Raw genomic sequence first — 19,706 nt, forward strand, 5'->3', positions numbered from 1 at the left:
GGTACAGCGGGCAAGATCAGCCCGGACGGCGTGCCGTGGCCAGGACGTGCGGCGAGCTCGGCACCGGCAGCCCGCGCTCCGGAATGCGCAAACGGCGCAGCTCCAGCAGTTCGAAGCCGCTCGCCCGCACGGCCGCGGGAGTGTCGCGCCCCGTCCGGCAGCCCCCGAACAGCAGCGGCCAGAACGTGTGGTCCGCCGCCCACTGCGCCGCCGCCGCCCCGCGGCCCGTCGCGCGGCAGTGCTCCAGCAGCCGCAGTTCACCGCCCGGCCGCAGGACGCGCAGCAACTCGCCGAGCGCCCGCGCATGGTCCCGCACGGAGCACATCACCAGCGAGGAGACCGCCGCGTCAAAACCCTCGGTCTTGACCGGCAGGGCCTCCGCGACACCCGGCACCACATCCACCGGCACCTGCGCCCGCCGTGCCTCATCGGCGGCGAGCCGGCGAAGATGCCGTTCGGGTTCGATGGCCACGACCTCCGCGACCGTGCGCGGATATTGACATCCTCCCCGTCCTAAGGGACGGGGATTCCTGGCTCACGTGGGCTGGGGACCAGCGGTCCGTCAGCTCTTACACGATCGGCACCAGCCGGGTTGAGACCAGCCCGGACCAGCATCACGCGGGCGGAGTTCTTGTCCCTGGGGGACACGGTTCCGCACGGGGTGCAGGTGTAGGTACGTTCTGAAAGAGGAAGTGCGTGCTTGGTTCTCGCTCCGCACGATGCGCAGTCCATGGTGGTGTGCGCGGGATGTACGAGTCGGACGTCCCGCCCGTGCTTGCGGCCCATCTCGATCAGCGCCGCCTTCGTGGCCCCGATCGCCGCGTCCGCCGCCTTACGGGCCATGCTGGACTTCGCCAAGAACTTCGGCCGGAAGTCCTCGACCGCAATCGCGTCATGGTCACGGACGACCTGCTTGGCCCACTTACGACCCGTGTCCTGCCGTTGGCGCGCGATCTTCTTCGACACCTTTGCCGCGGCCCGGCGAGCCCTGCGGTAACCGCCGCTGTCGGGCTCGCCCTTCGGGGTGCGGCGCCGGGCCATCATCTTCTGATAGCGGGCGAGCTTCGCCGCGGCACTCTTGCCGTGCTGGGCGTGGGGCAGGTCGTGGAGATCGCTGGTCGTGGTCGCGGTCTCGCGCACCCCCCAGTCGATACCGATCACCGCTCCCGTGGCGGGCAGCGGCTGCACCTGGACGGCGACGACGAAACTGGCGTACCAGTGGCCGAGGCTGTCCTGGTGGACGCGGACCGACGTCGGGGCGGCGGGCAGGTCGCGGGACCACACCACCGTCAGCACGATGCCGCCCGCAAGGTGCAGGCGCCTGTCCTTGAGCCGGAATCCGCGGGTGGTGTAGTTCAGCGTCGGGTCGGCCTGGCGCTTGCGCTTGATGCGGGGCATCCCGGCTCGCTGTCGCATCGGAAGCCGCGCCGTGATGTCCTTCAACGCCTTGGCGCGGGACTTGGCGAAGTCCCGGATCGTCTGCTGCTGCGCAACGGAACTGCCGTTCCGCAGCCACGCTGTCGACCCTCTCGCCTCGGTCAGCATTTTGTCGAGCTGCGCCGGGCCGCACGTGGTTTTCTGCGTGGAGGTCCGGTTCAGGGCGTGGATCTTGCGGGACACGGCCACGCACTCGTTCCACACCCACCGGCACCGCGCCCACTCCGCCTCCAGACCGGCACGCGCCGTGGACGACACGCGCAGCCGGAAGGTGTATCGGGCATGTCCGAACCCCCGCCCGGCTACCTCCGCAGTCGTCATGCCACGGAACGTAACAGTCCCCACTGACAACGAAAGAGAGTGCAGGTCAGGACAGATGCGCCAACAACTCCGCCGCTTCGCGGCTCCGACCCATGCACCCCTTCCCCCTGGCCTGAAGGCCGGGGCCTCCTGGGAGAAGACAGGTGACGGAAGTTCAGCCCCGGGCCGGCACCGATCTCGATCACCCGGCCGGACAGTCCGGCCAGCAGTTCCCCCCGCAGCTCCGCCAGGCCCATACGGGTCTCGGCGCCCCGGGCGCAGCGGGCGTAGAAGCGGGCGAACAGCGGGTGGTGGACGGGCTCGTGCATCGCGCCGGAACGGATGGGCATGGCAGGTCCCCTTTGCCTCGTCGTGCCCCCCTCTTCCGGATTGTGCCGCCGGAGCGGGGCCGCCATGCCTCCTCGCGCGCGGTTCCTTCCGAGGGGCGGGAGCGCGAGCGCGCCCCGCCCCGGAACCGACGTGCCGTCAGATGATGGAGCTCCAGACGGCGGTGAACGCGTCCACGTCCCACAGACCGCCGATGCGGGGGGCGATCCAGCCCGGCGCGGCCTGCTGGAATGCCTCCGGCGTGAGCTCGGCGGCCCCGGCGGGGACGGCGCCGACCAGCGGGGCGCCGGTGCAGACCGGGAGGTCGGCGAGGTTGCTGCGCGCCGCCAGGTCCGGGTCGCCGGGCCAGCTGCCGATCACGAAGCCGGCGCACGCCAGCGCGCGGGCCCGCAGCGCCTCCGCGGTGAGGGCGGCCGTGTTGAGCGTGCCCAGCCCGGCCGGGGCGACGACGAGAACCGGTGCGCCCAGCATCTTCGCCGCGTCCGCCAGCGTGGAGCCCTCCTCGTCGAACCGCACCAGGAGCCCGCCCGCGCCCTCGACCAGCACGATGTCGTGGACGGCCGCCAGCTTCGCGGCCGCCTCGGCGATCTCACCGGGTCCCACGGACGGCTGGCCGGCCCGCCGGGCCGCCGTGGCCGGGGCCAGGGGGTCCGGGTAGCGGGCGAGTTCGACTCCGGTGAGCTCGTACCCCGCCAGCCGCGTCACCTCGGCGGCGTCCCCCGGCTCGTCGGGACCGAGGCCGGTCTGCGCGGGCTTGAGGTAGGCGACGCTGGCGCCCACTGCGAGCGAGGTCGCCGCGATGGCCGCCGAGACCACCGTCTTGCCGATCTCCGTGCCCGTACCGGTCACGAACAACACCGTCATGCCGCCTCCGCCGCCGCGCACACCGCCGCGCAGATGCGCGCGACGTCCTCGTTCCCCGTCACGTACGGGGGCATCGTGTAGATCAAGTCCCGGAACGGGCGCAACCATACCCCCCCGCGGACGGCGGCCCGCGTGACGGTCGCCATGGCAGCCGCATCGAGGGCCTTGTCGAGCTGGACGACCCCGATCGCGCCCAGCACCCGTACGTCCCGCACCCCGGGGAGTGCGGCCGCGGGCGCGAGCCCGTCCCGTAGTCCGGCCTCGATGCGCTTGATCTCCTGCGCCCAGTCCTGCCCGAGCAGCAGGTCGACGGAGGCGCAGGCGACGGCCGCCGCCAGCGGGTTGCCCATGAAGGTGGGGCCGTGGGCGAGGACGGGGACCTCGCCCCGGGAGATCCCGTCGGCGACGCGCGCGGTGCACAGCGTCGCGGCCATCGTGAGGTACCCGCCCGTCAGGGCCTTGCCGACGCACATGACGTCGGGGGAGACGCCCGCCTGCTCGGCGGCGAAGAGCGTGCCCGTCCGCCCGAATCCGGTGGCGATCTCGTCGAACACCAGCAGCACGTCGTGCTCGTCGCACGCCTCGCGCAGCACTCGCAGATACGCGGGGGAGTGGAAGGTCATACCGCCCGCGCCCTGCACCACGGGCTCCACGACGACCGCGGCGAGCTCGTGCGCGTGCCGGGCGACGGTCTCCCGCAGGTGGTCGGCGTACGCCTCCTCGTACGCGGCCGGCGGGGCGTCGGCGAAGACCTGGCGGGGCAGCACCCCCGACCACAGCCCGTGCATGCCGCCCTCGGGGTCGCACACGGACATCGGCTGCCAGGTGTCGCCGTGGTAGCCGCCGCGCCAGGTCATCAGGCGCTGCTTGGCGGGCCGCCCGAGGGAGCGCCAGTACTGGAGGCACATCTTGACGGCGACCTCGACCGACACCGAGCCGGAGTCGGCGAGGAAGACATGCCGCAACGGTTCGGGGGTGATCTCCACCAGACGGGCGGCGAGCCGGACGGCGGGCTCGTGCGTGAGCCCGCCGAACATGACGTGGCTCATGCGGTCCAGCTGGCCGCGGGCCGCCTCGTTGAGCACCGGGTGGTTGTACCCGTGGATCGCCGACCACCAGGAGGACATGCCGTCGACGAGCTCGGTCACGCCCTCGACCGGTTCGGCCAGCCGCAGCCGGACCCCGGCCGCGGAGGCGACGACGAGCGGTTCCTGGCGGCCCGGCATCGGTCCGTACGGATGCCAGACGTGCTCCCGGTCCAGGGCCAGGAGCTCGCCGGCGGTGAGCGGTTCAGGCATTGGGCGGCAGGTCCGTTCCGGTGCCGCGGCGGCGGACCGCCACCAGGTCGGTGCGCGCGGCACCCGCCGGTACCGGGGCGCTTTCCGCGCGGCCGCCGCAGGGCCCGCAACCGCCGCCGTCCGAGGCGCCGTGCGAGCCGCAGCCGGCGGCCGCCACCGCGCCCGCGGCATCGGCGCGGTGACCGGGGAGGGTGACCGTACCGGCGCCCTCCACCTCGAAGCCGGCGTCCGCGATCATGTCGAGATCGGCCTGGCCGGCCTGGCCCTCACTGGTGAGGTAGTCGCCCAGGAAGATCGAGTTGGCCAGGTGCAGCGCCAGCGGCTGCATGGTGCGCAGATGCACCTCGCGGCCTCCGGCGATGCGGACCTCCACGTCGGGGCAGACGAAGCGCACCATCGCGAGGATGCGCAGGCAGCGCTGCGGGGTGAGGTTCCACTCCTTGGCCAGCGGCGTGCCCTCGAAGGGGATGAGGAAGTTGACGGGCACCGAGTCCGGGTCCAGTTCCCGCAGCGCGAACACGACGTCGACCAGGTCCTCGTCGCTCTCGCCCATGCCCGCGATCAGGCCGGAGCAGGCGGACAGCCCCGCCGCCTGGGCCTGTTGCACGGTGTCGACGCGGTCGGCGTAGGTGTGCGTGGTGGTGATGTCGCCGTAGACCGACTCGGAGGTGTTCAGGTTGTGGTTGTACGCGTCGGCGCCCGCGCCGCGCAGCCGGCCGGCCTGTCCCTCGGAGAGCAGGCCGAGGCAGGCGCAGACCTCCACGCCCTCGTTCTCACCCTTGATGGCCTCGATGGTCTTCGAGACCCGGTCCACGTCGCGGTCGGTCGGCCCGCGTCCGCTGGCCACCAGGCACACCCGCTTGGCGCCGCCGGCGACCCCCGCCGCCGCGGCGGCCGCCGCCTCCTCGGGCTTCAGCCAGGTGTACTTGAGCACGCCGGCCTCGGAGCCCAGCCGCTGCGAGCAGTACGAGCAGTCCTCGGGGCAGAGCCCCGACTTGAGATTCACCAGGTAGTTCAGCTTCACGCGCCGGCCGAACCAGGCGCGGCGCACCTTGCCGGCCGCGGCCACCACGTCGAGCAGTTCGTCGTCGGAGCCGGCCAGCACGGCGAGAGCCTCCTCGCGCGTGGGCAGCTCGCGGCGCAGCCCCTTCTCCACCAACCCATTGAGCAGATCCATGCCGCGATCCTGGCGCACGCGGCGACCATCGGCCAATGAGGCACCCCACAAGACCACTCGCGCAGGGTGTGTGGATCACCACACCGTGCAAACCGGCAGGGCAGACTACGGTGCTGGAGACATCGCACACCGACCCCGGGGACGACCATGGCCCGCGACCCGTTCGACTGGATCGACGCGCACGCCGAACGGCGCGGCGCGGCGGGGCTGGTGCGCACCCTGCGGCCCCGGCCGGCCCGGTCGCCGCTGCTCGACCTCGCCTCCAACGACTACCTGGGCCTGGCCCGGCACCCGGAGGTCACCCGCGCGGGTGCCGACGCGTGCCTGCGCTGGGGCGCCGGGTCCACCGGCTCACGGCTGGTGACCGGCAGCACCGAGCTGCACGCCGAGCTGGAGGCCGAACTCGCTGCCTTCTGCGGCTTCGAGGCGGCCCTGGTGCTGGCCTCGGGCTACGCGGCCAACCTCGCCGCGGTGACCGCGCTGACCAGTGAGCCGGGCACCCTGATCGTGTCCGACGCGGGCAACCACGCCTCGCTCATCGACGGCTGCCGGCTCTCCCGGGCCACCACCGAGGTCGTCCCGCACGCCGATCCCGCCGCGGTGCGCAAGGCGCTGTCCGGCCATGACGGGCCCGCCGTGACCGTCACCGACTCCGTCTTCTCCGTCGACGGCGACGCGGCCCCGCTCGGCGAACTGGCCGCGGCCTGCGCGGAGGCGGGAGCGGCCCTGCTGGTCGACGACGCGCACGGGCTCGGCGTCCTCGGTGACGGCGGGCGTGGGGCGGCGGCCGCCGCCGGGCTCGCCGGTGCCCCCGGGCTGGTGTGCACGGCCACCTTGTCCAAGTCGCTGGGCAGCCAGGGCGGCGTGGTGCTGGGCCCGGCCCGGGTCATCGGGCATCTGGTCAACGCGGCGCGGACGTTCATCTTCGACACCGGTCTGGCGCCGGCGGCCACGGGTGCCGCCCTGGGGGCGCTGCGGCTGCTGCGCCGGGAGCCGGACCGCGCCGCGCGGGTGCGTGAGGTGGCCCGGGAACTGCACAAGAGGCTCGCCGCCGCGGGACTGGAGGCCACCGCGCCGGACGCGTGTGTGGTGTCGGTGCGGGCGCCCTCGCCGGAGGCGGCCGTCCAGTGGGCCGCGGACTGCCGGGAGGCGGGGCTCGCTGTGGGGTGCTTCCGGCCCCCGTCGGTGCCGGACGGGATCTCCCGTCTGCGGCTCACCGCGCGCGCCGACCTGACGGACCGGGAGATCGGCGACGCCGTCGGGACGATCGTCCGTACGGCGCCGCCACGCCGCTGAGCTCAGGGGCGCCCGGTCAGGGTTCCCGTGCGCACGGCGTCCAGGAACGCGTTCCACTCGGTGGGGGTGAAGAGCAGGGCCGGGCCGCGCACATCCTTGGAGTCGCGGACGGCGAGCTGTCCCGAGAGCGGCCCCGAGGGGACGAGGGCCGTCTCGACGCAGTTGTTCGCCGCCGTGCTGTAGCTGCTGCGTCGCCAATTCATTCCGAACAGGGACGCACTGGAGGAAACGTACTGAGGCAGTGCGCTGGACATGGGGGTGTGCCTCCTTACGCGCCTTTGCCGATGCCGCTGACGAAGGTCAGCGACTGTTCGCTCGACAGGGCGTGGGAGCGCAGCCGGTTGAAAGCGGCACCGTACGCCCTGATGTCCTCTTCCTGATCCAGATAGAGACTACTCGTCAACTGGTCGAGAACGACAACATCCAGATCAGCAATGCGCGGAAACGAGAAGATGACGAAAGGCCCCGTGACGCCGATATGACCACCGGCGGAGAAAGGCAGCACCTGCAGATGCACATGGGGCAGGGAACCGAGCTCCACAAGATGGCTCAATTGCGCCGCCATCACTTCCGGTCCCCCCACCCGGCGCCGCAGCACCGCCTCGTCGAGCACCGCCCACAGCTCCAGCGGCGGTGAGGCGCGCAGCACCGCCTGCCGCGCGATACGCACGTCGACCAGTGTCGCGATCTGCCGCGGGCCCAGGTGGGGCAGCACCGAACGGGTCAGCTCGCGGGCGTAGTCGGGGGTCTGCAGCAGTCCCGGCACCACGGTGGTCTCCAGCGTGCGGGCCCGGCAGGCGTCGGACTCCAGGGAGATGAAGTCGCGGTAGGCGTCCGGGAGTTCCTCGCGGTACTCGTGCCACCAGCCACGCCGGGCGCCCTCGCCCCCGGCCAGCGCCGCGAGCATGTCGCGCAGCCGCTGGTCGCGGACGCCGTACGCGTCCAGGAGCGCGGTCACGTCCTCCGGGCGCACGCCGCTGCGGCCGGTCTCGATGCGGCTCACCTTGGACTGATGCCAGCCCACCCGGAGGGCGACCTCGCCGCTCGTCAGGCCGGCCGTGTCCCTGAGACGGCGCAATTCGGAGCCGATCTTGCGGCGGCGGACCGCCGGCACCTGCTGCATGACTGTGTACCTCCTGGTTCCCGGCATGCCCCGCCGGTCCCCGGGCGAAGTCTGCCGCGCAAATACGTTCTCTCGTAGCAGAGTTCACCGCTTTGGGCGACAGATATATGCATATAGCTGTGGTGGCACCGGTTTGACGGCACGATAGGTGGCACTCTGGCGCGTGGAAGCCGGTGGGCACCGTACGGAAAGTACGGCCCCCGGCGGCCCGGGCGTGCGGCCCGGACAGGCGCGTGCCGGAGTCCCGGTCACGGCGGGAAAGGGACAGCGTCGCCATGGCAGACCATCAGGAAGTATCCGTCACCCTGCCGAGCGACCCTGCCTCGGTACCCGCGGCCCGTCGATACGTGTGCGACCTGCTGGTGGAGTGGGGGATGGCGGACGACTCGTCGCATGCCGACGCCGTGCGGCTCATCGTCTCCGAACTCGCCACCAACGCCGTCCTGCACACCCTCGGCCAGTCGCCGACCTTCACCCTCGACATCCGGCTCGACCGCGACGAGCAGCTGCGGATCGGTGTCACCGACAGCCATCCTCGCTGGCCCCAGCGCCTGCCGGCCGCCGTCCAGCAGGACAACGGCCGCGGCATGGTGATCATCCGGCATCTCACCGCCGAGGCCGGGGGCCGGCTCCATGTCACCCCCACCGACGAGGGCGGCAAGACCGTCTGGATCACCCTGCCGTGGGTGGCGGCGCCCGCACCGGTGGAGTGAACGCGCGACGGGGCCGCCCGCCGCTCAGCCGTGGCCGGGTACGAGCAGCGCCTCCGCGCCGACGGGGGTGAAGCCGGCTGCCAGCAGCGCCCGTACGCTCGCCGCGTTGCCCGGCGCGATCTGGGCCCAGAGCGTCCCGCCGTCCGGGACCAGCCGGCGCGCCTCCAGTGCCAGCCGGCGGCCGAGACCGGTGCCGCGCGCCGCGGGCTCGACCTCCACGGCCATCTCCCAGCGGCCGGCCACCCCGCGCCCGATGACGACGGTGCCGCCGGGCACCGTCCAGACCCGCACCTCGTCCCGGTGCGACAGCGCCCGCGCGGCACGGGGATGCTCGCGGGCGGCGGTCTCCCGCAGGGCGAGCGGGGGGCCGGGCGGCGGACCGGGGAGGGCGGTGGCCGTCGTCAGCAGGTCGATGTTGTTCACCCGGCGCCCCAGCAGCCCGCACAGGGCCGTCAGGAACGGCGGGTTGAGCGGCGCCGACAGGTCACCGGGCGGCAGCAGATCCCGGACCAGGGCGGGGTCGGCGTCGGCGAAGACCACGCTGTGCGCCGTGAAGGCGATGACGCCGGCGTCGCGTGCCGAGGGCTGGGGCACGATCGTCACCGATCCGTCGGCGGGCGGGAAGACGCCCCGGGCGGCGTCGGCGAGCAGGCGCGGCAACGTCATGGGCGCCACGCTACGGCCTGCCGTGACCTGCCCCCGGCTACCGCGGGGAGAGGCCCCGGTTCGCGGGGCCCGGGAGGGCGGGCCCGGGCCCCGCGGCGGGCGGTCACCTCACACGGCCGTACCAGACGCTGCGGGTCCAGATCTTCTCCAGGCGCACCCGGCCGCCCGGCTTGGGGGAGTGCCAGATTCTCCCGTGGCCCGCGTATATCCCGACGTGGTAGATGCTGCTCCCGTAGTGGAAGAACACCAGGTCCCCGCGGGTGCGGTCGGAACTGTGCAGGTGCCGTGTGCTGTTGTACTGCGCGGCGGCGGTGCGGGGCAGTTTCCTGCCCACCTTCTTGAACGAGTAGAGCGTCAGGCCCGAGCAGTCGAAGCTGCGCGGGCCGGTGGCACCGTACCGGTAGGGAGCGCCCTTCTTCGAGGCCGCGACCTTCAGAGCCTCCGCCCGGATCGTGGCGGCGTCGGCGTGCTGGGCCATGTCCGGCAGGACCGCCGGACCGGCGACGGCGGCCGCCGTGAGGGCGGAGACCGCCCCGAACCGGGAGAGAACCGCGGACATGGCTGATGGCGCGATCATGCGCAAACCCTTCGTCGTCCGCCTGCGAAGGATGACCTGTCGGGTTCGGGCAGGCGAAGATGCCCGGCCGCTGACGCGGCTTCACCCCAAGGAATCGGCCCGTGGGCCGGTCCCGTCGTACTCGGGTCCTCCGCTCCTGCCGTTGCGTTCTGTGTCGACCTGGCGTCCGCGACGGCGGCAGGACTCGGCGTCCGCGCGGACCGCCCCGCCGGATGACGGGGGCTTGTCGTCGAAGGGATGGTCACCCACAGAACCGGTCAGGACATAACTCATCCGGTCGAATGTGAGTCTCTTCACGACTCACCTATTCGGGTGGACTCCGGGCTCAGGAGCCTCACCTGACGACTCGAAACCAGTCGAACACCTGCGATGGAGCGGCAGATTCCGGATGTGTGCGGCCGAGGCGCGCAAGTCGGGACCGATCGCGTGTCGACGCGACGTACAACGATCGGGCGAGTCCATTCGGTGTGACTTCGTGTCGCGCCGGTGCCGGCGTCCGACGGGCCGCCGGAGAGGCCGATCTGATCGTCACTCAAGGTGATGGAGCATCAATCACGCTGCGCGGGAGGCAGGGTGACCAGCCGCGTTCTCCGCTCCCCGTCGAGCACGCGCAGGGCGCGCTCGATCGTCGTGGTGTGCAGCTCGTGCTCCCCCCGCAGATGCATCGTGGTCAGCGCGTCGCGCAGTTCCGTCGCACGCCCCGCCAGGGCCTGGGCGGCCCGCAGCGCGCCGTAGGTGTCCCTGACGCGGGCGGGATTGATCCTCCCCAGCAGATCCACGACCTCCAGGTAGGTGTCGATGAGCTCACCCTCGGCGCGGGTGAGCGCGGGCAGCGGCGGCAGTTCGGGCACCACGGCCGGTCACCGCACGGCGCGCGGGCCGGTCCCGCCGTCGCCCTTGCGGCTGACGGTGAGCCGGTCCACCAGTCCGTACGCGAGCGCGGACGGGGCGTCGAAGACGGTGTCGCGCTCGATGTCGGCCCGGATCCGCTCCGGGTCCCGGCCGGTGTGCCGTACCAGCAGTTCCTCCAACTGGTCGCGGCTGCGCAGCAGTTCCCTGGCCTGGATCTCGAGGTCGGCGGTGGTGCCCTGGACGACCTCCGTGAAGGAGGGCTGATGGATCAGTACACGTGAACGGGGAGTCGCCAGCCGCTTGCCCGGCGCCCCGGCCGCCAGCAGCACGGCCGCGGCCGAAGCGGCCTGGCCGACGCACACGGTCGAGACGTCGCAGCTGACGAACTGCATGGTGTCGTAGATCGCGGTCATCGCGGTGAGCGACCCGCCGGGGGAGTTGATGTAGAGCGAGATGTCCTGCTCCGGGGCGGCGGCCTCCAGGTGGATCAACTGCGCCATGACGTCGTTGGCGGACGTGTCGTCGATGGGTGTGCCGAGCAGCACGATCCGCTCCCGCAGCAGCTTGGAGTACGGATCCATGGAGTGCACCCCTTCGCTGGTGCGCTCGGTGAACTCGGGCAGGACGTAGCGGGCGGTCGGTCGAAGCACGGCGGCACCTCCGTGGGGGCGCAGGGCCCCCGTCCATGTAAAAAATGTACAGGACGTACATCCCGTTATGATGGGGAGCATGGCCCACGAAGTCCCCGTGACACAAGCGCGAGCGGAACTCGCCGAGCTCGTCAACCGCGTCGTCTACGGCGGTGAGCGGGTGGTCCTGACGCGCCACGGCAAGCCGCTCGTCGCGCTCGTTTCCGCCGCTGACCTGCAACGACTCCAGGAACTCGACGAGGCGGCGGACGACGCCGTGGTCAGTACGGTCTCCTCGGTGCACCCCCCGGTGTCCGCCACGGGCGAACGGCGCCGCTTCGGCATCGCCGCCGAGCACCGCGGCACGACCGACGCCCGCCACGACGGAACCTGAGCGCTCGGCCGCCCGAGCCGTGCCCGCGCGCCCGGCCGACCGGGCCTGCCCGTGTCGTACCCGGCGGACCTGCGCCGTCGTGGCATGCTGCCCGGGATGCCCTGCCGGAACGGGCCGCCCGCACCCCGGTCCCGGAGCGGGGAGTTAACGCGGACGAAACGCCGCCGAACTAGCCTGCGGCTTCCGGCTGTCGGAGAGCGGCATCGCGGCCCGGGTACGGACCGCGGACCCGCTCACCCGGGACGACTGCGAGGTGTGGCCGTGCAACTGACCCCTCATGAGCAGGAACGCCTGCTCATCCATGTCGCCGCCGACGTGGCGGAGAAGAGGCGGGCCCGGGGCCTGCGGCTGAACCACCCCGAGGCGATCGCCCTGATCACCTCGCACATCCTGGAGGGCGCCCGCGACGGCCGGTCCGTCGCCGACCTCATGGCCTCCGGGCGCAAGGTGCTCACCCGCGACGAGGTCATGGAGGGTGTGCCCGAGATGATCCACGACGTCCAGGTCGAGGCCACCTTCCCGGACGGCACCAAGCTCGTGACCGTCCACGACCCGATCGCCCAGGGGCCCGCGTGATCCCCGGGGAGATCCTCCACGGCGACGGACCGGTCGAGCTCAACGCGGGCCGGCCGGTCACCCGGCTGGTCGTGCTCAACGCCGCGGACCGCCCGGTCCAGGTCGGCTCCCACTACCACTTCGCCGAGGCCAACCCGGGCCTGCGCTTCGACCGCGCCGCCGCCCGCGGCAAGCGCCTGGCCGTCGCGGCCGGCACCGCGGTCCGCTTCGAGCCGGGCCTTCCCGTCGAGGTGGAGCTCGTGCCGATCGGCGGCGCCCGCGTGGTCGAGGGGCTGCGCGGGGAGACCGGAGGTGCCCTCGATGGCTGAGCTGTCCCGCGCCGTCTACGCGGACCTGTTCGGGCCGACCACCGGTGACCGGATACGGCTCGCCGACACCGACCTGCTCGTCGAGGTGGAGAGGGACCTGTCGGGCGGGCCGGGCAGGTCGGGGGACGAGGTCGTCTTCGGCGGCGGCAAGGTGATCCGCGAGTCGATGGGGCAGTCCCGGGCGACCCGCGCCGAGGGCACCCCCGACACCGTCGTCACCGGGGCGGTGATCCTCGACCACTGGGGCGTGGTGAAGGCCGACATCGGCATCCGGGACGGCCGTATCGCCGCGATCGGCAAGGCCGGCAACCCCGAGACCATGGACGGGGTGCATCCGGACCTGGTCATCGGGCCGGAGACCGAGGTCATCGCGGGGAACGGCAGGATCCTGACCGCCGGCGCCATCGACGCGCACGTCCACTTCGTCTCGCCGACGATCGCCGACGAGGCCCTCGCGTCCGGCATCACCACCCTCGTCGGCGGGGGCACCGGCCCCGCCGAGGGCACCAAGGCCACCACCATCACCCCGGGATCCTGGCACCTGGCCCGGATGTTCGCCGCGCTGGAGCACTACCCGGTCAACATCGGCCTGCTGGGCAAGGGCAACACCGTCTCGCACGAGGCGATGCACGCGCAGCTGCGCGGCGGAGCGCTCGGCTTCAAGATCCACGAGGACTGGGGCGCCACCCCGGCCGCGATCGACGCCTGCCTCACCGTGTGCGAGGCCACCGGCGCCCAGCTCGCGCTCCACACCGACACGCTGAACGAGGCCGGATTCGTCGAGGACACCCTCGCGGCGATCGCCGGGCGCGGCGTCCACGCGTACCACACCGAGGGAGCGGGCGGCGGCCACGCTCCGGACATCATGACGGTGGTCGCGCACCCCAACGTCCTGCCCTCGTCCACGAACCCGACCCGGCCGCACACCGTCAACACCGTCGAGGAGCACCTCGACATGCTGATGGTCTGCCATCACCTCAACCCCGCCGTGCCGGAGGACCTCGCCTTCGCCGAGTCCCGGATCCGCCCCGGCACGATCGCGGCCGAGGACGTCCTGCACGACCTCGGCGCGATCTCGATCATCTCCTCGGACTCGCAGGCGATGGGCCGGGTCGGCGAGGTGGTGCTGCGCACCTGGCAGACCGCGCACGTGATGAAGAAGCGCCGCGGCGCGCTGCCCGGGGACGGACGGGCCGACAACCTCCGGGCACGTCGCTACGTCGCCAAATACACGATCAACCCGGCGGTCGCCCAGGGCCTCGACGGCGAGATCGGCTCCGTGGAACCCGGCAAGCTCGCCGACCTCGTCCTGTGGGACCCCGCGTTCTTCGGCGTCAAGCCCCAACTGGTCATCAAGGGCGGCCAGATCGCCTACGCGCAGATGGGCGACGCCAACGCGTCCATCCCGACGCCCCAACCGGTCCTGCCCCGGCCGATGTTCGGGGCGCTCGGCCGCGCACCGGGCCTGAACTCCGTCAACTTCGTCACCGGCGCCGCGCTCGACGACGGCCTGCCGGAACGGCTGGGCCTCGCCAAGGAGTTCGTCGCCATCCGCAACACACGCCGGGTCACCAAGGCCGACATGCGCGAGAACGACGCCATGCCGCGGGTCGAGGTCGACCCCGACACCTTCACCGTCCGCATCGACGGCGATGTCGTCGAACCCGCCCCCGCCACGGAACTTCCCATGGCCCAGCGCTACTTCCTCTTCTGAGCACGGCCATGACCACGACGACGCAGACAGCGGGCGGGGCCGTCCCGGCCGCGACACGGGCCGCGCTGCTGGTGCTGGCCGACGGCCGCTTCCCCGCGGGCGGCCACGCGCACTCCGGCGGCGCGGAGGCGGCGGTGAAGGCCGGCCGCATCCGCTGCCCCGCCACCCTGGAGTCCTTCTGCCGGGGCCGGCTGCACACCACCGGACTGGTCGCGGCGGCACTGGCCGCCGCCGCGGCCGCCGGCCTCGACCCGCTCGCGCTGGACGACGCCGCCGACGCCCGCACCCCCTCACCCGCGCTGCGCGCGACCGCCCGCCGGCTCGGCCGGCAACTCCTCAGGGCCGCCCGCGCGGCCTGGCCGTCCGACGCCCTCGACGCGCTCGCCGCCGCCCGCCCCCGCGGCGCCCACCAGCCCGTGGTCCTCGGGCTGACCGCCCGCGCCGCGGGCCTCGCGCCGCCGGACGCCGCCCACGTGGCGGGCTACGAGTCCGTGACCGGTCCGGCCACCGCCGCCGTACGCCTGCTGAGCCTGGACCCGTTCGCCGTGACCGCCGTGCTCGCCCGGCTCGCCCCCGACCTGGACGAGGTCGCGCGGCAGGCCGGCACCGCGGCACGGCGCGCCCTGACCGAGGGCACCGGCGCGCTGCCCGCCGCGTCCGCGCCCCTGCTCGACGTGTACGCCGAGCAGCACGCCACCTGGCCCGTACGCCTCTTCGCCTCCTAGGACGCCGCCATGCATCTCGACCACGACCACGTGCTGCCCGAGCGCTCCGGACAGGCCGTGCCCGCTCCGAGCGCCGTCCGCCCCGGCGGCGGCCGCCGCGCACTGCGCGTCGGGCTCGGCGGCCCCGTCGGCTCCGGCAAGACCGCCACGGTGGCCGCACTGTGCCGCGCGCTGCGCGACCGGCTGTCCCTCGCCGTCGTCACCAACGACATCTACACCCGCGAGGACGCCGACTTCCTGCTCCGCACCGCCGTCCTGCCGCCCGAGCGGATCACCGCCGTGGAGACCGGCGCCTGCCCGCACACGGCGATCCGCGACGACATCTCCGCCAACCTCGAAGCCGTCGAGGAGCTGGAGGAACGCCTCGGCCCGCTCGACCTCGTGCTCGTCGAGTCCGGCGGCGACAACCTCACCGCGACCTTCTCCAAGGGCCTGGTCGACGCGCAGATCTTTGTCATCGACGTGGCCGGCGGCGACGACATCCCACGCAAGGGCGGACCGGGTGTGACCACCGCCGACCTGCTCGTGGTCAACAAGACCGACCTCGCGCCCTACGTGGGCTCCGACCTGGACCGGATGGCCCGCGACGCGAAGGCGCAACGCGGCGACCTGCCGGTCGTTTTCACCTCGCTCGTCGCCGAGGACGGCGTCGCCCCCGTGGCCGAGTGGATCCGCGCCCGCATCGCCGACTGGACCGCGGTCCCCGCATGACCGGTGTCCGCGCCACCGCACGGATCACCGCCGCCCCCGACGGCCGCGGCGGCACCGCGCTGCCGGAGCTCGTCGGCGACGGCCCGATCGCGCTGCGCCGCACCCGGTCGTCCGAGGGCGGCACCGCCCGGGTCACCGTCGTCGGCGCCATGAGCGCGCCGCTCGGCGGCGACCGGCTCGCGATCCACGCGCGCGTGCTGCCCGGCGCCGCGCTGCGCGTGGACGCCGCGGCGGCGACGGTCTCCCTGCCCGGCCGGTCGGGGGAGCCCGCCCATTACGAGGTGCGGCTGACCGTCGGCGCGGACGCCGTACTGCACTGGCTGCCCGAGCCCGTCATCGCGGCCGGGGGCAGCGACCTGCGCATGACCACCACGGCCGAACTCGCCCCCGGCGCACGGCTCGTGCTGCGCGAGGAGCAGATCCTCGGCCGGGCGGGCGAGGAGCCGGGACGGCTCGTCTCCCGGCTGGTCGTCACGCTCGGCGGGCGCCCGCTGCTCGACCAGGCCCTGTCCTTCGGCCCCGGCGTGCCCGGCTGGTCGGGGTCCGCCGTACTGCACACGCACCGGGCGGCGGGCCAACTGCTGCTCGTGGACCCGGCGTTCGAGGAGAAGCCGGTCAGCCCGCGCCTCCTCGGCGAGGACCCGGAGCGGGGTGAGGCCGTGCTCACCCCGCTGGCGGGGCCGGCCGCCCTAGTCACGGCCGCCGCGGCGGACGGGCTGTCCCTGCGGGGCCTGTTGTCGGCTAGCGTGGGTCCGTGAGTTCGATAGACACCGATGACACCGAGAGCCCGGGCCGCTACGGCCCCGGCGCGACCACCGAGGCCGAGCCCGAGCAGGTCGGTCCCGTCCGCACCGAGTACTCCCCGGACCACGACGGAGACCCCGACCCCGGGGAAATCGTCTGGACCTGGGTCCCGTTCGAGGAGAACGACGGCCGCGGCAAGGACCGCCCGGTCCTGGTCGTGGCCCGCGAACCGGCCGGAACGCTGCTCGCCGTCCAGCTCTCCAGCAAGGAGCACAACGACGACCGGGAGTGGGTGCCCATCGGCTCCGGCCCCTGGGACAAGTCGGGCCGTGCCTCCTGGGTGAACGTCGACCGCGTGCTGCGCGTGCACGACGAGGGCATGCGGCGCGAGGCGTGCGCGCTGGACCGCGGCCGTTTCAACATCGTCGTGAACCGGCTCAAGGAGCTCTACCGCTGGCGCTGAGCCCCGGCCGACGTGACGGCCGGGCCGTGTCGTCACATGAGCCCCCCGGCTGCCGCCGGGGGGCTCCCGCCGCGTTGCCCCGTGGTTCGCGTGGCCGGGCTGCTCGGACCGTAGCCGGGGTGAGGCTGCCCGACAGCACGGCCGAGGCCCCCGGGCGGTGCGCCGCCCTGGTCACTCCGCCATGACGGAGTACTGCGAGGAGTCGTGCTCCAGCACGCACTTGCGCATGCCGGCGCGGCGGGCCGTGAACTCCTCGCTCGCGACGAACGCGAGGTACTGCTCCATGGACGCCCATTCGCTGGTCACGATCCAGCAGTCGGGGTCCTTCACGGATTTGCACAGCTGCGAGCTGATGAACCCGTCGGCCTTGGCGATGTCGCTGTGCACGAGGTGGTACGCCGCCGCATACTGGTCGCCCATCCCCTCGTGCAGCTGGATGCGCAGGACGACGCGTGTTTTCGTGGGTGAAGTCGTCGGTGAAGTGCTCATGACCCTCGACCTCCCGTGGGACAACGAGGACGCTGTTGCTTCGCCGGATGCTCACTCTGCGGGGCCGCCAGGCCACGGTGCGGGACGGCGGCGGGTCCGGCGGGCCGGGACCGCGAGGCGCGGCTCCCCGGCGGGTCGGTGACGTGACGGGAGGGTGTCCTTCCCCGCGTTTCCCATGAGCGGACTCCCATGGGGCGCGGGCACCCCGAATGCCGCCGTTCCACGACTGTGGCCCCCTCACCCGGGCGGCGCATTACCGATGAGCCGAACGGGTGAGGGGGCCCTTGGGGCGTCAGGCCGCGGGCTGCGGCACCCCGTCCCCGGTGAGCAGCGCGGCCAGGGCCCCGGCGGCTTCCCCGGGACCGCCGCGGCGGTGGAGGAGCTCGGTGCGGTGGACCAGTCGCGGCGCGGCCGGCGGCACCGCCGCCGACGGGCGGGGCAGCAGTACGGGGCCGAGTCCGGCCCGCACCAGGTCGAGCACGCCGCGCATGCTCGCCCGGGCGGCGCATTACCGATGAGCCGAACGGGTGAGGGAGCCCTTGGGGCGTCAGGCCGCGGGCTGCGGCACCCCGTCCCCGGTGAGCAGCGCGGCCAGGGCCCCGGCGGCTTCCCCGGGACCGCCGCGGCGGTGCAGGAGCTCGGTGCGGTGGACCAGCCGCGGCGCGGCCAGCGGCACCGCCGCCACGCCCTGCCGGCCCGCCACCGCCGAGCGGGGCAGCAGTACGGGACCGAGCCCGGCCCGCACCAGGTCGAGCACGCCGCGCACGTCCGGCCCCTCGTAGCGCACACCGGTGCGGAAGTCCTCGCCGGACGCTGCCGGGTGGAGCCCGGCGACCGGCACGGCAGCGGCGGGCGCGTCCACCCACAGGGCGTCGGCGAGGTCGGCCAGCCGCAGCCCGGACCGGCAGGCCAGCGGGTGGTCCGCGGCCAGGGCGACGACCAGTTCCTCCTCGGCGCACCGCACGGCACGCAGCGCACCCGCACCGGGCACCCCCAGCGGATCGCTCGGCGCGGCGGCGCCGTCCACGAGGCCGAGGTCCAGGTCCCCGGCCGTGACACCGGCGACCACCGCGGCCCGGTCCAGGACGCGCAAGGTCACCGCCGTGCGCGGCCGTTCCGCCCGCAGCCTGGCCACCGCGAGGGCGACCCGGCCCCCCATGGCCGGTGCCGAGAGCCCGGCCGTGATCCGTGCCGCCGGGGCTCCCGCCGTGCGGGTGACCTCGGCGCGGGCCGCCGCCAGGCGCAGCAGCAGCGGCTCCGCGTGCTCCAGCAGGCGCCTGCCCGCCTCCGTCGGCGCCACGGGCCGGCGCCGGAGCAGTTCCACGCCGAGATCGGCCTCCAGGGCGGCGATGTGCTGGGAGACCGCGGACTGGGTGTAACCGAGCCCCCGTGCGGCCGCGGAGAAGGAGGAGTGCCGGACCACTTCGGTGAAGGTGCGCAGCAGATGAGGGTCCACGGCGGATCAGTATCGCTTATCCGCCGTGCGGGAATCATCGTTGGACGTGATGCCGGCGGCGCCCCGAGGATGATGCGCATGACGTCGACCGCCGCGCCCGCTCGTGCCACCGCCCGCCTCGCCCTCGTCGGCGACCGCTCCGCATCCGTGCGGTCCCACCGCCGCGTACCCCGCCTGCTCGAAGCGCTCCGGGTACGGGACGGTCTGCTCCTGGACGCCTACTGGATCCCGACCGAGGAGGCCGAGGCGGCCGGGGAGACCGGAGGGGTCGAGGGCTTCGACGCGGTGTGGACGGTCCCCGGCAGTCCGTACCGCAGCGAGGCCGGCGCCCTGGCCGCCATCCGCACCGCCCGTGAACGGGGCATCCCCTTCCTCGGGACCTGCGCCGGTTTCCAGCACGCGCTGCTGGAGTTCGCGCGGAACGTGTGCGGCGCGACCGGCGCCGCACACGGCGAGAACGAACCCGGCGCGGGGGACGACGCGTTGATCGTGCCGCTCGCCTGCTCGCTGGTGGGGCACGAGGGGCCGCTGCTGATCACGCCCGGCTCGCGGACCGCGGCACTGCTCGGCGCCACCCGGACCGTCGAGCGGTACCACTGCGCCTTCGGCCTCAACCGCGAGCGCCTCGGTGAACTCGGCGGCCGGGGGCTGGTCTTCACCGGGCACGACCCGGACGGCGAGCCGCGGATCGCCGAACTCCCGGGCCACGCCTTCTACGTGGCGACCCTCTTCCAGCCGGAGCTGGCGGGGGACGGCTCGGTGCCGCACCCCCTGATCCGTGGCTTCGCCGCTGCGGCCGTCGCCCGCGCCGCCAACCGACTTGTCATGCATACGGCTTGGTAAAGA

The 19,706-nt window shown here is 73.4% G+C and carries 24 protein-coding genes, 2 pseudogenes and 1 riboswitch; of the genes and pseudogenes, 11 read left to right on the top strand and 15 right to left on the bottom strand.

Annotated elements, in window-relative coordinates:
* Window positions 1–16 precede the first annotated feature (16 nt).
* From ACIP9H_RS24970 to bioB, 6 genes and pseudogenes are all read right to left on the bottom strand, one after another.
* A pseudogene (locus ACIP9H_RS24970) lies at window positions 17–496 on the bottom strand (class I SAM-dependent methyltransferase); the annotation flags it as partial.
* A gap of 17 nt (window positions 497–513) precedes the next feature.
* Window positions 514–1,758 (bottom strand): RNA-guided endonuclease InsQ/TnpB family protein, encoded by a 1,245-nt coding sequence (locus tag ACIP9H_RS24975; protein ID WP_401960935.1) that lies wholly within the window; start codon window positions 1,756–1,758, stop codon window positions 514–516.
* A gap of 143 nt (window positions 1,759–1,901) precedes the next feature.
* Window positions 1,902–2,087 (bottom strand): annotated as a pseudogene (locus ACIP9H_RS24980) (SAM-dependent methyltransferase); the annotation flags it as partial.
* A 136-nt stretch (window positions 2,088–2,223) separates the two neighbouring features.
* Window positions 2,224–2,949 (bottom strand): dethiobiotin synthase, encoded by a 726-nt coding sequence (gene bioD / locus ACIP9H_RS24985; RefSeq protein ID WP_401589760.1) that lies wholly within the window; start codon window positions 2,947–2,949, stop codon window positions 2,224–2,226.
* Window positions 2,946–4,247: an adenosylmethionine--8-amino-7-oxononanoate transaminase gene (locus tag ACIP9H_RS24990; protein ID WP_401960937.1), complete on the bottom strand. Its 1,302-nt coding sequence runs from the start codon at window positions 4,245–4,247 to the stop codon at window positions 2,946–2,948. Before ACIP9H_RS24990 ends, bioD begins: the two co-directional genes overlap by 4 nt.
* Complete coding sequence (bioB, locus tag ACIP9H_RS24995; protein WP_401960939.1) at window positions 4,240–5,424, bottom strand: biotin synthase BioB; 1,185 nt, start codon at window positions 5,422–5,424, stop codon at window positions 4,240–4,242. The genes ACIP9H_RS24990 and bioB overlap by 8 nt, the downstream gene beginning before the upstream one ends.
* Before the next feature lie 147 nt (window positions 5,425–5,571).
* Here bioB and ACIP9H_RS25000 point away from each other — a divergent pair, with 147 nt between their 5' ends.
* Window positions 5,572–6,720: an 8-amino-7-oxononanoate synthase gene (locus ACIP9H_RS25000; protein ID WP_401589752.1), complete on the top strand. Its 1,149-nt coding sequence runs from the start codon at window positions 5,572–5,574 to the stop codon at window positions 6,718–6,720.
* Window positions 6,721–6,722: 2 nt separating this feature from the next.
* Here the strand turns inward: ACIP9H_RS25000 and ACIP9H_RS25005 are convergent, their stop codons facing one another.
* Complete coding sequence (locus tag ACIP9H_RS25005; RefSeq protein ID WP_360913876.1) at window positions 6,723–6,974, bottom strand: DUF397 domain-containing protein; 252 nt, start codon at window positions 6,972–6,974, stop codon at window positions 6,723–6,725.
* Between the two features lie 14 nt (window positions 6,975–6,988).
* Complete coding sequence (locus ACIP9H_RS25010; RefSeq protein WP_401589749.1) at window positions 6,989–7,843, bottom strand: helix-turn-helix domain-containing protein; 855 nt, start codon at window positions 7,841–7,843, stop codon at window positions 6,989–6,991.
* 275 nt (window positions 7,844–8,118) lie between these two features.
* On the opposite strand from ACIP9H_RS25010, the gene ACIP9H_RS25015 reads away from it, so the two are divergent.
* Window positions 8,119–8,556 (top strand): ATP-binding protein, encoded by a 438-nt coding sequence (locus tag ACIP9H_RS25015; RefSeq protein WP_401589746.1) that lies wholly within the window; start codon window positions 8,119–8,121, stop codon window positions 8,554–8,556.
* A gap of 24 nt (window positions 8,557–8,580) precedes the next feature.
* Here ACIP9H_RS25015 and ACIP9H_RS25020 read toward each other — a convergent pair whose 3' ends face one another.
* From ACIP9H_RS25020 to ACIP9H_RS25035, 4 genes are all read right to left on the bottom strand, one after another.
* On the bottom strand, window positions 8,581–9,222 hold the full coding sequence (locus ACIP9H_RS25020) for a GNAT family N-acetyltransferase (RefSeq protein WP_401960942.1): 642 nt from the start codon (window positions 9,220–9,222) through the stop codon (window positions 8,581–8,583).
* 103 nt (window positions 9,223–9,325) lie between these two features.
* Complete coding sequence (locus tag ACIP9H_RS25025; RefSeq protein WP_401589740.1) at window positions 9,326–9,799, bottom strand: C40 family peptidase; 474 nt, start codon at window positions 9,797–9,799, stop codon at window positions 9,326–9,328.
* A gap of 4 nt (window positions 9,800–9,803) precedes the next feature.
* Window positions 9,804–9,974: riboswitch (cyclic di-AMP (ydaO/yuaA leader) on the bottom strand.
* A gap of 373 nt (window positions 9,975–10,347) precedes the next feature.
* Window positions 10,348–10,653: a hypothetical protein gene (locus tag ACIP9H_RS25030; protein WP_401589737.1), complete on the bottom strand. Its 306-nt coding sequence runs from the start codon at window positions 10,651–10,653 to the stop codon at window positions 10,348–10,350.
* Between the two features lie 6 nt (window positions 10,654–10,659).
* Window positions 10,660–11,301, bottom strand: coding sequence for an ATP-dependent Clp protease proteolytic subunit (locus ACIP9H_RS25035; protein ID WP_401589735.1), 642 nt, complete (start codon window positions 11,299–11,301; stop codon window positions 10,660–10,662).
* A 79-nt stretch (window positions 11,302–11,380) separates the two neighbouring features.
* On the opposite strand from ACIP9H_RS25035, the gene ACIP9H_RS25040 reads away from it, so the two are divergent.
* The 8 genes from ACIP9H_RS25040 to ACIP9H_RS25075 all read left to right on the top strand — a co-directional run bounded on the left by ACIP9H_RS25040 (window position 11,381) and on the right by ACIP9H_RS25075 (window position 16,915).
* Window positions 11,381–11,674: a type II toxin-antitoxin system Phd/YefM family antitoxin gene (locus ACIP9H_RS25040; protein ID WP_401589732.1), complete on the top strand. Its 294-nt coding sequence runs from the start codon at window positions 11,381–11,383 to the stop codon at window positions 11,672–11,674.
* 261 nt (window positions 11,675–11,935) lie between these two features.
* Window positions 11,936–12,250 (top strand): urease subunit gamma, encoded by a 315-nt coding sequence (locus ACIP9H_RS25045; RefSeq protein WP_401589729.1) that lies wholly within the window; start codon window positions 11,936–11,938, stop codon window positions 12,248–12,250.
* Window positions 12,247–12,558, top strand: coding sequence for an urease subunit beta (locus ACIP9H_RS25050; RefSeq protein ID WP_360913894.1), 312 nt, complete (start codon window positions 12,247–12,249; stop codon window positions 12,556–12,558). The genes ACIP9H_RS25045 and ACIP9H_RS25050 overlap by 4 nt, the downstream gene beginning before the upstream one ends.
* The gene (locus ACIP9H_RS25055; RefSeq protein ID WP_401589725.1) at window positions 12,551–14,272 is read left to right on the top strand and encodes an urease subunit alpha; all 1,722 of its coding nucleotides are present in this window, start codon (window positions 12,551–12,553) and stop codon (window positions 14,270–14,272) included. Before ACIP9H_RS25050 ends, ACIP9H_RS25055 begins: the two co-directional genes overlap by 8 nt.
* 8 nt (window positions 14,273–14,280) lie before the next feature.
* Window positions 14,281–14,997, top strand: a complete 717-nt coding sequence (locus ACIP9H_RS25060) for an urease accessory protein UreF (RefSeq protein WP_401589723.1) — start codon at window positions 14,281–14,283, stop codon at window positions 14,995–14,997.
* A 9-nt stretch (window positions 14,998–15,006) separates the two neighbouring features.
* Window positions 15,007–15,708 (top strand): urease accessory protein UreG, encoded by a 702-nt coding sequence (gene ureG / locus ACIP9H_RS25065; protein WP_401589720.1) that lies wholly within the window; start codon window positions 15,007–15,009, stop codon window positions 15,706–15,708.
* Window positions 15,705–16,466 (top strand): urease accessory protein UreD, encoded by a 762-nt coding sequence (locus ACIP9H_RS25070; RefSeq protein ID WP_401589718.1) that lies wholly within the window; start codon window positions 15,705–15,707, stop codon window positions 16,464–16,466. The genes ureG and ACIP9H_RS25070 overlap by 4 nt, the downstream gene beginning before the upstream one ends.
* Window positions 16,467–16,471: 5 nt before the next feature.
* A complete protein-coding gene (locus ACIP9H_RS25075) occupies window positions 16,472–16,915 on the top strand; it encodes a type II toxin-antitoxin system PemK/MazF family toxin (RefSeq protein WP_319660749.1) in 444 nt (147 codons plus the stop codon).
* Between the two features lie 171 nt (window positions 16,916–17,086).
* Here ACIP9H_RS25075 and ACIP9H_RS25080 read toward each other — a convergent pair whose 3' ends face one another.
* The 3 genes from ACIP9H_RS25080 to ACIP9H_RS25090 form a co-directional block, all read right to left on the bottom strand.
* The gene (locus ACIP9H_RS25080) at window positions 17,087–17,404 is read right to left on the bottom strand and encodes an antibiotic biosynthesis monooxygenase family protein (protein WP_360913904.1); all 318 of its coding nucleotides are present in this window, start codon (window positions 17,402–17,404) and stop codon (window positions 17,087–17,089) included.
* Between the two features lie 292 nt (window positions 17,405–17,696).
* On the bottom strand, window positions 17,697–17,885 hold the full coding sequence (locus ACIP9H_RS25085; RefSeq protein WP_401589716.1) for a hypothetical protein: 189 nt from the start codon (window positions 17,883–17,885) through the stop codon (window positions 17,697–17,699).
* 66 nt (window positions 17,886–17,951) lie between these two features.
* Window positions 17,952–18,860 (bottom strand): LysR family transcriptional regulator, encoded by a 909-nt coding sequence (locus tag ACIP9H_RS25090; RefSeq protein WP_401589714.1) that lies wholly within the window; start codon window positions 18,858–18,860, stop codon window positions 17,952–17,954.
* A 78-nt stretch (window positions 18,861–18,938) separates the two neighbouring features.
* On the opposite strand from ACIP9H_RS25090, the gene ACIP9H_RS25095 reads away from it, so the two are divergent.
* Window positions 18,939–19,703 carry a hypothetical protein gene (locus tag ACIP9H_RS25095; protein ID WP_401589711.1) on the top strand — a complete coding sequence of 255 codons (765 nt, stop codon included), beginning with the start codon at window positions 18,939–18,941 and terminating at the stop codon, window positions 19,701–19,703.
* The last annotated feature ends 3 nt before the right edge of the window (window positions 19,704–19,706 follow it).

This window comes from Streptomyces sp. NPDC088732, from assembly GCF_044751205.1.
Classification (GTDB): Bacteria; Actinomycetota; Actinomycetes; order Streptomycetales; family Streptomycetaceae; genus Actinacidiphila.

What these genes read in the sequence shown, in the direction of transcription:
- ACIP9H_RS25095 (WP_401589711.1), top strand. Translation starts at nt 18,939, where the DNA reads ATGACGTCGACCGCCGCGCCCGCTCGTGCCACCGCCCGCCTCGCCCTC.
- bioB (WP_401960939.1), bottom strand. Translation starts at nt 5,424, where the DNA reads ATGGATCTGCTCAATGGGTTGGTGGAGAAGGGGCTGCGCCGCGAGCTG.
- ureG (WP_401589720.1), top strand. Translation starts at nt 15,007, where the DNA reads ATGCATCTCGACCACGACCACGTGCTGCCCGAGCGCTCCGGACAGGCC.
- ACIP9H_RS25005 (WP_360913876.1), bottom strand. Translation starts at nt 6,974, where the DNA reads ATGTCCAGCGCACTGCCTCAGTACGTTTCCTCCAGTGCGTCCCTGTTC.
- ACIP9H_RS25040 (WP_401589732.1), top strand. Translation starts at nt 11,381, where the DNA reads ATGGCCCACGAAGTCCCCGTGACACAAGCGCGAGCGGAACTCGCCGAG.
- ACIP9H_RS24975 (WP_401960935.1), bottom strand. Translation starts at nt 1,758, where the DNA reads ATGACGACTGCGGAGGTAGCCGGGCGGGGGTTCGGACATGCCCGATAC.
- ACIP9H_RS25070 (WP_401589718.1), top strand. Translation starts at nt 15,705, where the DNA reads ATGACCGGTGTCCGCGCCACCGCACGGATCACCGCCGCCCCCGACGGC.
- ACIP9H_RS25060 (WP_401589723.1), top strand. Translation starts at nt 14,281, where the DNA reads ATGACCACGACGACGCAGACAGCGGGCGGGGCCGTCCCGGCCGCGACA.
- ACIP9H_RS25000 (WP_401589752.1), top strand. Translation starts at nt 5,572, where the DNA reads ATGGCCCGCGACCCGTTCGACTGGATCGACGCGCACGCCGAACGGCGC.
- bioD (WP_401589760.1), bottom strand. Translation starts at nt 2,949, where the DNA reads ATGACGGTGTTGTTCGTGACCGGTACGGGCACGGAGATCGGCAAGACG.
- ACIP9H_RS24990 (WP_401960937.1), bottom strand. Translation starts at nt 4,247, where the DNA reads ATGCCTGAACCGCTCACCGCCGGCGAGCTCCTGGCCCTGGACCGGGAG.
- ACIP9H_RS25010 (WP_401589749.1), bottom strand. Translation starts at nt 7,843, where the DNA reads ATGCAGCAGGTGCCGGCGGTCCGCCGCCGCAAGATCGGCTCCGAATTG.
- ACIP9H_RS25055 (WP_401589725.1), top strand. Translation starts at nt 12,551, where the DNA reads ATGGCTGAGCTGTCCCGCGCCGTCTACGCGGACCTGTTCGGGCCGACC.
- ACIP9H_RS25025 (WP_401589740.1), bottom strand. Translation starts at nt 9,799, where the DNA reads ATGATCGCGCCATCAGCCATGTCCGCGGTTCTCTCCCGGTTCGGGGCG.
- ACIP9H_RS25020 (WP_401960942.1), bottom strand. Translation starts at nt 9,222, where the DNA reads ATGACGTTGCCGCGCCTGCTCGCCGACGCCGCCCGGGGCGTCTTCCCG.
- ACIP9H_RS25015 (WP_401589746.1), top strand. Translation starts at nt 8,119, where the DNA reads ATGGCAGACCATCAGGAAGTATCCGTCACCCTGCCGAGCGACCCTGCC.
- ACIP9H_RS25080 (WP_360913904.1), bottom strand. Translation starts at nt 17,404, where the DNA reads ATGAGCACTTCACCGACGACTTCACCCACGAAAACACGCGTCGTCCTG.